At 50.2% G+C, this 14,565-nt stretch carries 11 protein-coding genes; 1 reads left to right on the top strand and 10 read right to left on the bottom strand.

Annotated elements, in window-relative coordinates:
- Nucleotides 1-18: 18 nt before the first annotated feature.
- The 10 genes from ACQ4M4_RS08095 to ACQ4M4_RS08050 form a co-directional block, all read right to left on the bottom strand.
- Nucleotides 19-1,095 (bottom strand): glucose-1-phosphate thymidylyltransferase, encoded by a 1,077-nt coding sequence (locus ACQ4M4_RS08095; RefSeq protein ID WP_430683974.1) that lies wholly within the window; start codon nucleotides 1,093-1,095, stop codon nucleotides 19-21.
- Nucleotides 1,092-2,018, bottom strand: coding sequence for a dTDP-4-dehydrorhamnose reductase (rfbD, locus tag ACQ4M4_RS08090; RefSeq protein ID WP_430683973.1), 927 nt, complete (start codon nucleotides 2,016-2,018; stop codon nucleotides 1,092-1,094). The genes ACQ4M4_RS08095 and rfbD overlap by 4 nt, the downstream gene beginning before the upstream one ends.
- Complete coding sequence (rfbC, locus tag ACQ4M4_RS08085; RefSeq protein WP_430683972.1) at nucleotides 2,015-2,560, bottom strand: dTDP-4-dehydrorhamnose 3,5-epimerase; 546 nt, start codon at nucleotides 2,558-2,560, stop codon at nucleotides 2,015-2,017. The genes rfbD and rfbC overlap by 4 nt, the downstream gene beginning before the upstream one ends.
- Nucleotides 2,561-3,439: 879 nt before the next feature.
- Nucleotides 3,440-4,000: a serine O-acetyltransferase gene (locus tag ACQ4M4_RS08080; protein ID WP_430683971.1), complete on the bottom strand. Its 561-nt coding sequence runs from the start codon at nucleotides 3,998-4,000 to the stop codon at nucleotides 3,440-3,442.
- A gap of 57 nt (nucleotides 4,001-4,057) precedes the next feature.
- Nucleotides 4,058-5,068 carry a glycosyltransferase family 2 protein gene (locus tag ACQ4M4_RS08075; protein ID WP_430683970.1) on the bottom strand — a complete coding sequence of 337 codons (1,011 nt, stop codon included), beginning with the start codon at nucleotides 5,066-5,068 and terminating at the stop codon, nucleotides 4,058-4,060.
- Nucleotides 5,069-5,335: 267 nt separating this feature from the next.
- Nucleotides 5,336-6,322: a hypothetical protein gene (locus ACQ4M4_RS08070; RefSeq protein ID WP_430683969.1), complete on the bottom strand. Its 987-nt coding sequence runs from the start codon at nucleotides 6,320-6,322 to the stop codon at nucleotides 5,336-5,338.
- Between the two features lie 164 nt (nucleotides 6,323-6,486).
- Nucleotides 6,487-7,731 carry a glycosyltransferase family 4 protein gene (locus tag ACQ4M4_RS08065; protein WP_430683968.1) on the bottom strand — a complete coding sequence of 415 codons (1,245 nt, stop codon included), beginning with the start codon at nucleotides 7,729-7,731 and terminating at the stop codon, nucleotides 6,487-6,489.
- A gap of 335 nt (nucleotides 7,732-8,066) precedes the next feature.
- Entirely contained in the window at nucleotides 8,067-9,464 is a 1,398-nt protein-coding gene (locus tag ACQ4M4_RS08060; protein ID WP_430683967.1) for an O-antigen ligase domain-containing protein, read from the bottom strand.
- A gap of 213 nt (nucleotides 9,465-9,677) precedes the next feature.
- Complete coding sequence (locus tag ACQ4M4_RS08055; protein WP_430683966.1) at nucleotides 9,678-11,027, bottom strand: oligosaccharide flippase family protein; 1,350 nt, start codon at nucleotides 11,025-11,027, stop codon at nucleotides 9,678-9,680.
- A gap of 59 nt (nucleotides 11,028-11,086) precedes the next feature.
- Nucleotides 11,087-12,376, bottom strand: coding sequence for a glycosyltransferase (locus ACQ4M4_RS08050; protein WP_430683965.1), 1,290 nt, complete (start codon nucleotides 12,374-12,376; stop codon nucleotides 11,087-11,089).
- Between the two features lie 901 nt (nucleotides 12,377-13,277).
- Here ACQ4M4_RS08050 and ACQ4M4_RS08045 point away from each other — a divergent pair.
- On the top strand, nucleotides 13,278-14,522 hold the full coding sequence (locus tag ACQ4M4_RS08045) for a polysaccharide biosynthesis/export family protein (RefSeq protein ID WP_430683964.1): 1,245 nt from the start codon (nucleotides 13,278-13,280) through the stop codon (nucleotides 14,520-14,522).
- The last annotated feature ends 43 nt before the right edge of the window (nucleotides 14,523-14,565 follow it).

The raw sequence follows: 14,565 nt of genomic DNA, 5'->3' as shown, positions 1-14,565 counted from the left end.
AATTGCCAACGGTAGACGCTACGACGAAAGCTCAATTTGACAATCGTCACCAATCATGAAGCGAAGCGCTTTTGGACGCTTTTGTGCTTCTTTTAAGAATGCCCGCTGACCAATCACACTATCCACAATGCGCTGATGAATATTTAAAACCTGTGCGCCTTGCAAAATCACACTGTGTTCTAAATCAGCATCAATCAGCGTCACGTCGCTGGCAATGCTGCTATAGGGACCAATGAAACAGTTTTCAATGTGGCAGTTGTCGCCGATAGTGACCGGTCCACGAATGGTACTGTTGATGATTTTGGTCCCTTTGCCAATCTCAACTCGGCCAATGACTTGGCTGGGAGCATCGATCTCGCCAAAGATGCGGCACTGCAAACAGGTATCTAAGATGATGCGATTCGCTTCGAGCAAATCGTCTTTCTTTCCGGTATCCAGCCACCATCCCCTGAGTTGATAGGCTTCGACCTTGCGCTCAAGGTCAATTAATTTTTGAATCGCATCGGTAATTTCCAACTCGCCTCGAGCCGAGGGTTGAATTTGGGCGATCGCATCATGAATCGCATTCGAGAATAAGTACACACCCACCAATGCCAGATTAGACGGCGGCACTTTAGGCTTTTCCACCAAGCGCAAAATGCGTCCTTGAGCATCCACCTCAGCCACCCCAAACGCCGTGGGGTTTTCCACTTCCCGCAACAGGGTCAGGGCATCCAAGGTATTAGATTTGAACTGATCTACCAACGGTTCTAGGGTTCCTTCTACCAGGTTGTCGCCCAAGTACATGACAAACGGGGTATCCCCCAGGAAAGGCTGCGCAATTTTGACGGCGTGGGCCAGTCCGGCTGGATGCTCTTGCAAAATGTAGGTAATATTCGCGCCAAACTGGCTACCATCACCCGTTTTGGCCTTGACTTCTTCACCCGTTTCAGGGCTAATGATGATTCCGATTTCTGTAATTCCCGCCGCGGCGATCGCCTCCAGCCCGTACCAGAGAATTGGCTTATTGGCCACTGGCACCAGTTGCTTCGCTCCCGTGTACGTGAGAGGACGCAAGCGCGTCCCTTTACCGCCCGATAGAACAATTGCTTTCATAAGTTATGTGCGTAGAACTCGGTGAGCATTTGCCTGAGACTTTGCCGCCAGTGCGGAGCATGTTCGCCCAGCACCATTGCAACTTTTTTTCCAGAAAGAACAGAATACGCCGGGCGCTTGGCAGGAGTAGGATACTCTGCCGTTGTAATTGGCAACACACGCTGCACCTTCATAGGTACCCCCAGGCTGCGCGCCTCTTCAAAAATGGCGATCGCAAAGTCATACCAACTGGTGACCCCGCTGTTGGTGTAGTGGTAGATTCCAGACCCAGGCGCGATCTCTGTTGAGCCCGGCAAGCAACGAGACGAAAACACCGCGATCGCATCAGCCAAATCTTTAGCCCATGTGGGGCTGCCCACCTGGTCAGCCACGACCCGCAGTTCCTCGCGTTCGGCCCCAAGCCGCAGCATCGTCTTCACAAAATTACCTGGCCCTTGAGTGCCATACACCCAGGCCGTTCGCATAATGAAAAACGGCGGCAAGCTATCAGCTTGAGCGTGCTTAAACACTTGCTGAATTCCCACCTCTCCCAGCCATTTCGACTTGGCATACGACCCAGTCGGGTTGGGCTGATCATCTTCGAGATAGGGCGTATTCTTTTGCCCGTCAAACACATAGTCCGTTGAAATATGAATGAGCGATGCACCCAAGGCACAGGCTTCTTCCGCCAAGATGGTGGGGGCAGTTCCATTCACAACATTGGCCACCGAAACATCCGTCTCTGCCTTATCGACGGCGGTATAGGCCGCTGCATTCACAATCAGGTTGGGCTGTAGCTCGCGCAAGGTTGCCCGCAATTGTTCGGGCTGCGACAAGTCAACCCTATCTCGACCAGCAGCAATCACATCTCCCAACGATGCAAGCGATCGCTGCAGCTCAGCTCCCACTTGCCCCTGTGCTCCCGTAATTAAAATGCGGCTCATGCAAACACCTCTGCAGCGGTGAGCAAGCTTCCGGCCTGATCTTTCGTCGATAAAATGGGAGGCTCATCAGTTGGCCAAGCGATCGCCAAATCGGGATCATTCCATACAATGCATCGCTCATACTGCGGAGCATAGTAATCGGTCGTTTTGTACAGCACTTCTGCAACATCCGACAGCACCAAAAAACCATGGGCAAACCCAGCCGGAACCCAAAGCTGGCGCTTATTTTCAGCGCTTAGTTCATAGCCAACCCACATACCAAACGTGGGAGATGATCTGCGAATATCGACCGCCACATCGTAAATGGTGCCAACCACAGCACGCACGAGCTTGCCCTGAGGCTGCTGAATCTGGTAATGCAAGCCTCGTAAGACATTGCGACACGATCGAGAGTGGTTATCTTGTACAAACCGAACTGAATTATCAGCCTTATCAAGAAATACTTTCTCGTTAAAACTTTCGAAGAAAAAGCCCCGCTCATCTCCAAATACTCTAGGTTCGATAATGAGTACATCAGGAATTTCTGTAGAGATAACGTTCATCAAAATCCTCTCACTGAGTTCCGACACATGCTTGGCAGAAGCCAACCCATCATTCACTAGAGCAACATTTTAAGCAGATATTGGCTAGTCGCATAGCAATCTCAAATTTAGAATTCCCCAAATTGGAAACACCATAACGTCTTTATCAACACATCATGCCGCATGAATGAGCAGCAACATTTTTATACCATCCATAAACCTGTCATACCCTTCCGTCAATTTTCCTGAGTCAAATCGATATTGTTTCCGCTCGACATTCCCCAAACTCAGCATTTTTTCAAAGCTGTATCGAGCATCACGAATTATTTCACCATTGGTGTCATCTTCAATTTGCTCCCGTAATGCGTCATCTTTTAACGGCAGTTTCAGTTAAGGCCTTGTTAAGGTCTTATTTGGGAGTTTCGCGGTGCACAACCCTCAACACAGCCCTTTCTGGTGTTTGCGTTACGCACGCAAACCTGGGTGCTTCAGTCTATTCAGCACTGACGGTTTTCTGGAAGCGATCGCATGGTAGTGGTTTACATCTGTGGGGAGCGTTGTGAAGCAGCACCCCAATGGCATCCTGATCAACTGAGCCACGTCAGGTTTTGGACAACTGTGGCGATCGCCCAATACGTCAAATCGCCTGACAGTCAGCTACCCAACCATCAAGCGATTCAGCTTTCATTATCGGGACTAAAATCGCACATCCCTTTGTCAAATCATCGAGTCAATATCAAATGGACTTACGCAAGTCCACTAAATCTGGTGTGTTTGTGTTGTGGGTGGGGTGCTTCGCACCCCACCACACCACAAATGCGTAAGTCCTGATCAAGTCAAATCATCGAGCCAAATCCATCAAAGGGCTTGAACCATTTGAGTCCAAGGCTCCAAAGAAGCTTAAGGATTGATGATTTTAGCAGGAATTCCGACTGCAGTTTTTCCGGCAGGAATATCCATCAACACCACTGCATTGGCCCCAATATTGACGCCATCTCCCAGCGCAATGCCCCCAAGCAGCTTGGCACCCGCGCCTACGTTCACCCTACAGCCGAGTTGGGGTGCTTCTAAGGGACGATCAAGGTAGCGGTTTCCCAACGTTACCCCCTGGCGAATAATACTGTCATCACCAATGCTGGAATACCCATGAATAATGATGGCACCCTGATGTTCAATAATGACGCGACGGCCTAGCTTGACCGTGTAGGGTAGGTCAATGCCATAGGTATTGCGCACTTTGCGATAAAGCGATCGATACAGCATGCTGAAGGGAGCCCGCAGCAGCTTCGGCTGAATTGTCATGCGCCATACTCCAAACCGGTGTACAGCAACCGCACGAAAGCCCGGCTTTGTCCAATCACGACCATGGGCAGCCCAATCTTCCCGAATTTGCTGCCACAGCGACAGCGACGGCTCATTCACCGGAAGCGCCTGCCCCGACATCTGCTCTGAAATCACCATACACCTATCCTTACAACCGACTTAAGTTATATGCACATTGCTGCATAGTTGGGCCAGCTACCCAATCTTGGCGGGACCAATCACTCCCCCGCGAAAGAAAATACTATTGCGAATAAAATCGTTGAGCAGTTGAGGGGGATCAGAATCAGGCTTTTGCTGAATCAGGCGGCGCACCCGCCATAAAGCAAATCCAACTGCCCAAACCGTATCTGCCAACGCGGTATAAAACCAGCCGTAGTTTTTGAGAAAATAGCGGCGACGAGAATCAAACCAATACTGGGGTCTACGCTTTGCCGGACTCTTGGTGTTGGTCACGCCTGAGCTTTGACCCACTAAGTGCACAATCCGGCTTTGGGGCACATACCAACAGGGCCATCCGGCGCGATTTGCCTGCAAGCAAAAGTCCATTTCTTCGTAATACATGAAGTAGGCCTCGTCCATCAGGCCCACAGTTTCGAACACATCTCGACGGATGATCATACTGGCTCCTGCGACCCAGTCGGTTTGGCAGGCTTCATCGACAACGGGCGGAGCCACAATCCAGCGCTTCAGCATATTAGAGACAAACCCTAGGCGAATGCTTGAGTCAATTTCGCTAAATAGGGTGTGAAATCGAAAGGCAGAACATTGGGGAGTTGTGTCGGGATCTTCTAGTCGGCTGCCGGCAATTCCCACGGTGGGATGCTGATCCATAAAGTTGACGAGCGATCGCAAGGCATTGGGCCGAACCACGGTATCGGGGTTGAGGAGCAGCACATAGGGTGGCAGCGTACCCGCCTGTAGGTACGGACGAATGGCAGCGTTGTTTCCGTAGGCGAACCCGCCGTTGCGTTCGAGCGGCATCATGGTCACCCAATCACCCCATCCCCCTTGGGCGATCGCCCTCTGAATTTGGTTGATGGAATCATCTCCCGAGTCGTTATCGGTCACGACAACCTGAACGGTGGACATGGCCTGTACTTCGTCTTTGAGCGATCGCAAGCAATCAATCGTCAACGCTGGAGTTCGGTAATTTACGATTACCACAAGCAGTTGAAGCGACATGTTGGCCTCTGCAAAATTCGTCATGACTAGCTGAAAAATCTTAAAGCGAACAATTCAAACATCCTGATTTCTGAATCTTGCTTGGCAAGTTTGGTGGAGGGATTTTCGTTAACTGGCTCACTGAATTCTGAACAGCAATATCTGAACAGCGATCGCCCGCATTCATTCGGGAAAGAAGAGGTCAGCCACATGTGACACACTCGCGACGAAATACTTTTGCAACACCACCTCCACCATTCATGGCTAGCTTGGCCTTAGCCATCAGCAGACCCAGCATTACAATGCCCAAAATCAAATCACTTTACACATTTCTTGATAGGTTTTCGCCTTGCGCTTCCTCGAAATCTCTAACCCCTTGGTCAACAAGCGCCACTGTGGCGGTGCATCGTTTTTCACAGGGCCGAGCGACTCCAGCCAAGCAGCCACTTCAGGCTGTGTGGGCTGCAATGCGTCCAAGAGCTGATTCCAAAAGTTAGGCCACATCGCATCGTGATAATGCAGAATCTTCGCAGCCTTTAATGCATCGGGATGATTCCACAGCGCAACCGTTTTGCTGCCCAATCCATAATTGTGGGAATGGGACAAGGGCCGCCATCTCAGCCCCATCTTCACCATGGCTAAACCTAGCGTGTGCTGGGTGAAGTATACCCCTGCATGCTTGGAGGCAATATGAGAATCCATTAACCGAACCGTCATTTCTAAATGAGGCTTCGCAAAGCCAGTAGAGCGACGGTACACAAACACACCACTGTTCCAATAAAGACGAATTCGTGCGCCTTCGCGATGCGTTTCCACCCAGGGCAAATCTTCAAGATCCATACCCAACTCGCGACACACAACCGTCCAATACTCGTTGAACGGATCCTCTGGGCCAGACGTACCAATATTTTTGTCGGGGGCACAGGCTGCAAAGTCCTCGTCATCCTGCAAAAACAACTCCGTCGGCTCGTCCACGATCAAAAGATCGCTATCGAGCCACGCAACGAAGTCCGTGTTGCAAATTTCTTCAACAGCAGCCAAGGCGTAGTGCTTATTCAGAAAGCTTTTCCAAGCATATTTATTTGCCGCTTGAAATCGCAGATGGGTCACATTCAACCGCTCTAGCTCTTGGTGCGTTCTGCTAGACAAAGGAGGTCCAAATCGTGGTGTTACCGCATAGACAGGGGCGTTGGCCATGCGGCCACCCCATCGACGCAAGCTTTCAACCATCCGGATGGTTTGTTCTTCTAGCCATCCAGATTCAATACAACAGACAAAACTAATATTCAAACCATCCATTACCATATCTCCTCCCAATATTTGAACATGAGTGATGTCATCAACTCAGCACGATATCTATGGTTAAAATTTCATGTAGGATGAGATGGACATTGGGCATGAAATGACGCCATCTCTAACTGAAATTAAATGTAAGCCTTACGTTCCTTTTCCATCATTCATTGCTATTTCAGAACAGAAGCTGAAAGTTCATCTAATTCTGATATTTCAAACTGTTGTTTATCTTGAATCCGTTTCATGACGGAATAGGCGATCGCACCCCAGCCTTTCGCGGCATCATAGAATTGCCCTTGCAAAGCCACACAGCTTTTCATCTTTTGAGCATACAGTTCGGTATCATCACACAGCTGCACAATCGCATCTCGGTAGCCCATTGTTTGATTCACTGGAACTTCAACCACAGCATCTTGCACAGATGCAAGAGCAGGGCATACCGCCGAAGTAATCACAGGGCGACCCGACAACACCCCTTCAACCACAACCTTATTGAAGCCTTCAATAAAATCCGCTCGCGTTGGCACAATTACCACATGCGATTGGGCAAATCGTTCACGCATTTGGGTGTAATTGCAATAACCGTAGCAATGGAACACATCTTCGAGTCCAGCTGCTTGTACGCTGGCTCGCAATTGTTCCAGGCTTGAGCCATCGCCACAAATGTCAAAAACAATATCGTGTCGACCTTGCTCACGCAGGCTCTTTGCCACCTCTACCAAATCAAATACACCCTTTTCCGCTTCAACTCGGCCAACGTACAACACCCGAAATGGAGATCGTTCAAGACTCGGCTTAGGAACTCCCTCAAACCGATCAGGGCGATAGATTGGCGTGAACCGAAAAATTGGCTTATTTTGACCGTTCGTTAGCTCTTTAACCTGGTGTGCAATGTCATCTGAGACCACTAAAATTGCAGAGCAAAATCTGGAAAAAAGATACCGATCAAACGCAAACAGAATTCGTTCCTTTTTTGAAATCGGAATGAATTTTCGCCATAACAAACAGTGTAATGAGGGAACAACTTGGATACCGGCTAAGGATAGCAAGCTCAAAATAAACCAGTGAGTTGTTCCTTCCACCACAATTACTGCATCTGCATGAAACTGCAGCGCTGAGCGAATAATTCCCAGTCCATATAAGAGTTGGCCGACATGATAGGCAAGACCACTCGCTTTTGGAAATGGAAGAGGCCGATGCTCTACAACAATGTTTTGGCCTTGAATGGTTTCTCGGTCTTCCCGCGCTGCAATCACCCAGGCCTCAGCATTTAGATTGCGGCACACGTCAAAAAATTGCCCAGAGTAGGTAACAGAAACTTGAGATGGATCATCTTTCTCTTCGCTCCAGTGTTTGTAGGTGCCGATAACATTTCCATGACCGGCAGCATAAAGAATACGAAGAGGCTTTGGCATTACTCAAGAACTCCCTAAAAATGCTGTTTTAGCTAACTCTCAATGACGTTGGGAAATTTCCCGATTGAACGATAGATTCAGGGTTGAAGCCTGGGAATCCTGTACCGTTCAACCCACGTTTCAGGTGCCCCCACGTTAGAATTCCCATTTCTCGCCCATGGGTACCGTCTTGGTAAATGCGACTTGTGCCTCGTCAGAAATCTTGATCATCCGTTTTGCTTGAGGCCCCTCCTGCTTTTCATCTTCAATACTGAAGGCAGCTTAAGTCTTGAGTGATTTCTCTCATTTTTTGTCGATCGCCAATTTTTTGACCCACTTACCCTACAAAAGTTGGGTTAAGCCGGCTGTTGCGATCGCTGTTTTTTGGCAGCCGGTGGCAGCGTTTTCGCCTTTTTCTTTTTCCGTTTACGGCCCAGTGGTTCAGGATTGGCCGCCAAGCCAGAAAGGGCTCCGCAGGTCAGCACATACACCGGGTTAAACATTGCGTTCAACACGCTATCCAGCATAAATAACGTGACAATGACCGTTAACACCGCAACTGGTGCCACCTCAGGATGCCCCCACAAACGAGCGGGGTAGGCCCTAAACGGAATGAGCAAAGCTGGTACAAGCATTGCCCCAGTCAAAGTCGCCAATCCATAAATGCCGCGATCGCCAAACGCAATAATCCACAAACTATCCGTTACAGAGATATCCTCACCCTCATCGTTATAGACCCGAGCGCGCCCCCACCCGCCCCAGCCAAACAGCATGCGTTCGCGAGCCTTCTCACTCAAGATTTCCTCATTCTCAAGTCGAAAAACGATGGAGCCAGCCCGATCCTCATTCGAGAGCTTGGTAAGCTGCACAAAGACTTGATCTCGTGCCTCTGGGGTAATCGCCCCTGTCGCACCCATTTGCAGGTATGCACAAATTGCCGCCACCACCAATAACAGCAGCAGCGGCGTACGCAGCCACTTAGCCGAGAACAGAATCAAAATTCCTAAAGCAAGCAATCCATAGGCTCCCGTTGACTTACACATGATAAATACCACCAGCAGCCCCGGAACCAGCAGGATTAGCCGAAACCCCCAAACTTTCTTCAACGTGCCCGTATACCAAAACCACATGCCAATGAGGGTTGCGGCCATCATCCACACGCCAACCGCTAGCCCATGCTGAGTAAACACCGATGGGCGATAGCCACCATAGCGGATTTGTTGCAAAAAATTGGCGGCGTGGTAGCCATATACAATGCGGTGCAACTGAGGGCTAATAATGGTTTCCAGCACACATAGCGGTGCATACACCAGTCCGCCAATAAAAATTCCCGTTGCGAGCTGTCGCAATCCAGACAGATTGGACAAATACAACCGGCCCAACAAATACGGCAAGCCCCACATCGCGGTCTGATCCAGCGATTGGGAAATTCCATCATACAAACCCAGATCATTCGATACTGAGGAAAATACCGGGCAGGTACACCACAGCAACATGGGCACATCTACCCAGCTAAAGCGCAACGACTTAAACCGCTCGGCATCCGTCAAAAAGGTGGCCAGCAAAATTCCATAGCAGGTTGCCGACATCTTTGAATAGTCTGGCAGCCCTGGCAGCGGAAAAACGGCCATGGGGAGGAACAACCAAGCTCCAATGAAACTAACAATGACGGCTTTTTGTGGGGGAAACCGTGAAAAGAAGTTTAGAACGACTGGAATCCAGCCGAACATGACTAAGTAAACGGTTGGGCTCATGATTTTGGGTGCTCATGTAATTCAACAATCTAGAAATAGACCTACTGCATGAATCGCTGTACGGCAGAGCCGACGATTGATTCACGTTTCAAAGAGGAATGTATTTAACAGGTCTAATCATCAACATGAGATCAACACATTGGAAAGCAGAGGAACATTTGTAAGAGGGGGTACCTATCAACCACCAGACGGATGAACAGAGGAGGAATCTGTCTAAAACAATCCCGTAAATGGAGACCCGAAACCCAGCCACTCGCGTAATCCCAGTGAAGCGGCCAGCAATATCAGAAACAATACAGTTGCTTTAATATCTTGAATTGCTGTATTGAGCTTTTCTTTCCATAGGCCATAGACCACAACGAAATACATGGGCAAGTCGCTAAATGCAATGGTAATGATGACCCCACCAATGCCTAGCCAATCGTAGCTGAATGGCATGACAACCAACAAAATTAGAAAGCGCAACATGTTGCCGATCGCCCCATAGACAGGACGACCTACCCCCATCAGACAGGGGTTCATCGAGTTATAAAGCAGTGTGTGCCATAGGCTGAGAGCCAGCACTGGCAGCATCCATGCGGCTTGGTTGTAGCGGCTATCGTACAGTGTGCGAATGACGAGATCGCCCAGAGAAACCATAATTGTGAGCGCGATCGCCGCTCCAAGCAGCAGGATCCATCGCTTGCCCAAAATTTTGGTGCGCAATTCGCTGCGCGGTGTATCGAGCGATCGCGAAATGGTTGGGAAAATCACATTGGACCCCAACAAGCCAATCACCTGGCGCGGCAAATCTGCCAACGTTGCAGCAATGGTGTAAACCCCCAACACCTCAATCGAAATCAGCTTACCAAGCATCAGACGATCGGTCTGAGTTGCCAAAAAAGTCATCGCCGTTGCCACAAAAATCCATCGACCAAATGAAAAGATTTCTTGAAGGGCCGTCTTATCCCAGGCGAACCAGTTCTTGTACCCACGAATGAGCCAATAGCTAAATGCGGTTTTAATGACGGCTCCAACAACACTGCCACCAGCCAGCGCATAAATCGTGGGATTCAAATACGCCCAGATCAACAGAATTGAGATGGAAACCACCTGAACTAAAATTTCGTAGATCGCAATTCTGCCCACTTCTAACCGACGCTTGAGCGTCGCAAAAGCGGTGCAGTTAAACCCAGAAATAATTGTGGACAAACTCACAACTGGCAGCAGCCAGTAGAGTTGAGGTTCCTGATAAAACTGCGCAACTGGATAGGTAATCAAGCAACAAACGATCCACAGGGCCATGCCGCGCAAAACTTGAATCGTCCATGCTGTGTTGTAAAAGTCTGGATCTTCACCCCGTTTGTTTTGAACAATGCTAGGGGTAATGCCCACATCTGAAAACAGCTGTAGGCCAACCAAAAAGACATTCACCAACGCCATTAAGCCAAACAGCTCTGGTGCAAGTAGGCGGGTCAGCACAAGGTTGCTGGCAAAGCGGATCATTTGGCTGGTGCCGTAGCCCACAATAGTCCAGAATGTGCCGTTAACAATGCGTCGATTTAGGGATGTTGCGGATGCCATAAAGACTCGATACAAGGCTGGTGAACAATGCGCAGAATCCTAGTCACACTGGGGTGTGACTAGGATTCTGTTGCTGTTGATGACATCGCGATCGCCAATGTAGGGGCTGCGATCGCCGACTCATGCCCCGCTGCTGAGGGTTCTGCACTGAGCGATTGTGAAAAGAGAGATGCCAGCTTTCCTGCTTCTATAAAGCTGTTGTGCTGTTGTAGCGTTCTAGCACGGCCAACAGCGCCCATTTGGGTTAGCTCTGCCGTCGATGCAGTGAGTGCAGCTTTCATGGCGATCGCCAACTCATCGGCATCACCAGGCGGCACCAACCACCCACACTGCCCCGGCACAATCAACTCTGGAATTCCGGCGATGTAGGTGCTAATCACCGGACGGCCCAGCGCCAGTGCCTCCATAATCACCACAGGCAGCCCTTCCGCAAAGCTGGGAAGCACCATTGCCCGAGCCGCCAGAAGCTGTTGCTGTACCTGCTGCCCACTCGCCCAGCCCGTAATTTCAACACAGTGTTGCAAATTCCACTGGTGAATCAAGGCTTCAATTTCGGAACGAAGTGGCCCATCGCCAACCAACACCAGCTTAAAGCTCATCCCTTGCTGAGTTAGTTGCCGAGCGGCCTCTAGCAAAAGTAAATATCCCTTCTGTTCACTCAAACGCCCCACACACACCAATTGGGGAACCTCGGACACAGGCGATGGGATGTGGTCTAAAAATTCCTGATCAACCCCACAATGCACGATGTGAACTTTGGACCAGTGGCGGTGCTCACACCAGCGAAATAGTTGGCTTTTGCCAAACGAGCTAATCGCGGCAACGAATGAGGCGTGCTGAATTTTCTCGGAGAGGGAAATGACCGTGGGTTTATCAAACTCTTCGGGGCCATGCGCGGTAAAGCTGTAGGTCGGCCCTCCCAACTGCTGGCACAGGAGCGCTACCGTTGTGGAGTTCGTGCCAAAGTGGGCATGCACGTGGGTAATTCGAGCTGCTCGAAATTGCCGCAGCAAATGACACGCCTCAGCCAAGTAGATCAGGTGATGCACAATACCCCGATCAGAGTGACGGGCCAGCTTGAGTGCCATGTTCAGCGCTTTGAGGAAGCGCGTCGGTTGAGCGATCGCCACTTCTGCCAGAGCGATCGCCAGTCGCTTCAATCCTTGATCCATCACAACATAGGTGCGATCCAACTCAGCCAGATCAGCCTCATCCACCAACTCATCTCGACAGGCCCGAATGGCATACCGGGCAATGGGTATCCCGCATGCTTCAACGGCAGCAATCTCGCGGCGAATAAAACTGTGACTAACTTTGGGATATTGATTGACAAGATATGCAATCGCCATGGGGTATTTCGATAAAGACGCGGGTGAATTATGAGCCTTGATAGCGAAACCAAATAGATGTGGCTTTAGCCCAAACCTGTCTGCAACTGTAGACAGCTCTCTGCCAAACCTGACACACCCCTCAGAACATTCGAATTGATGAAGCACAGGTTCTATAACGCACCCAGCCAGCAGAGCATTGCTCAGCCCGTGCTAGGGGCTACCAGCCCCGTTCACGGAAGCGGTGCATGTAAGCAACACCCTATCCAGCATTCCCAGGATTCAGATGCGGGTAACAAAGCACACCCATCAACCCGAATTGGCCAATCGCTCAAGCAGACAACACAGGTCACCTAGACTGAACGCAAACTTCGACGGTTCGCCTTTACAGCCCAGATTTTCAGACCTTACATCCTACTTAACTTGAGTGATGGATAAGCTGAAGTGCCCATTTTTGCGTGCGCGTTGCGCACGCAAAAATGGGCTTTTCTGAGGTTTGCGCGCCGCGCAAACCTCAGAAAAGCCCTTAACCGAAACTGACGTTACTTAGACCTCGTGCATGAATCGTTACCCTGAGAACAGTCTTTAACCAAGCCTGACGTTGATTGAGCATGAGCCAAGCCCATGACAAATCATTCAACGGGTACGTCCTCGGTTCTGTTAAGACAGTTCATCGGTTCAGGAAAACAGCCTAGCTTTCTTGCTTCAATCTTCATCAAACATTGGTAGATGTATGGGCTGCCAGGGAACTCTGAAGATATCTGCACAATCTTAAAGATTTACTGTATATCTCGGCTACTTGGATAATCCGTATTTCTACCGTATTTCCACAGAGTTTCGCATCGCGTCAGCATTCGTTCGTTAGCCCCACTCTGCATCTGCCAAACGTTTGTCAATACTGTTGAATGTGAAGTCCCATCTCATGATCGTTCACTGGAAATCTCACCCCTTGATCTTCTTCTGCGATCGCCGTCATCTCACCCGACTAAGCTGGATTGTGCTTGGTACCTGCGTTGCGATCACCAAAGTCACCACGGCTTCGGCTCAAACATCCCCACCTCCAGCGCCCACAGTTCTACCTCAAGAGCAATTCATCCAGCAGCAGTTAGAAACACCCACTCAGCAACAGCTTCCGCTGCAGCCTACTGCCGAGCCACAAACACCAACAGCACCTCAACCGCCCTCGTCTGTCCAGTACGCACCCTTACCAGCCGACCTTTCCGAGATCACTCAAGCGGGCGAACCCTACATCTTGGGAGCCGGAGACACCATTCGCGTCGATATTTTTGATGTGCCTGAGTTTAGCGGCGCTCAGTACACCGTCTTGCTGGATGGTTCACTCAACCTTCCTTGGATTGGCAAAATATTTATCAAGGAAATGAACCTGGATCAGGCGGCGGAGGCGATCGCCACTCGCTATGCCCAATACATCAACCAACCGCTCGTGACCGTGACCCTGCTTGCGCCCCGCCCTTTGCGAATTGGGGTGGTGGGCCAGGTCAACCGTCCCGGTGTGTACACTGTAGGCGCCGAATTTAGCGGTGGTGCTGCCCAGCGCTACACCGTCACCCAGGCAATTCAGGCTGCGGGTGGCATTACCCAAATGGCCGACGTACGACAGATTGAAATTCGACGGGCTCAACAAACATCCCAAGCCGAAACCATCAACGTCGATCTGTGGACCTTCCTGCAAGCAGGAGACCTGGGCCAAGATGCCATCCTGCGCGACGGCGACACGCTCTATATCCCCCAAGCCACAGCCCTAACACCACAAGAAGCCTCCCAGCTAGCAGCAACCACCTTTTCGCCCACCTCCATTAAGATCAACGTGGTCGGCGAGGTCGTACGGCCAGGGACAGTAGATCTGCCTCCCAACACCACACTAAATCAGGCCATTTTGGCCGCAGGCGGGTTTAGCAATACCCGCGCCCGCAGAGCCGAAGTGGAATTGATCCGCATCAATGCCGATGGCACAGTCGCCAAGCGCGAAATTGACATTAACTTCTCTAGCGGCATCGATGAGGCCAACAATCCACCCCTGCGAAGTAACGACATTATTTTGGTGAACCGTTCCACCACCGCTCGGGTATCCGACTTCCTCAACACACTGTTAACTCCTATCAACGGAGCGTTTGCAATTTTGCGACTATTTGGCTTTGGTCTATAGCTCGCAACACCATCCAGTTATTGAATTTGAAACCGCTGAGTAG

Source organism: Leptolyngbya sp. AN02str (assembly GCF_050565595.1).
Lineage (GTDB): Bacteria > Cyanobacteriota > Cyanobacteriia > Elainellales > Elainellaceae > Kaiparowitsia.
Note: the sequence above shows the minus strand (reverse complement) of the source record. Positions and strands in the feature narration are given on the sequence as shown.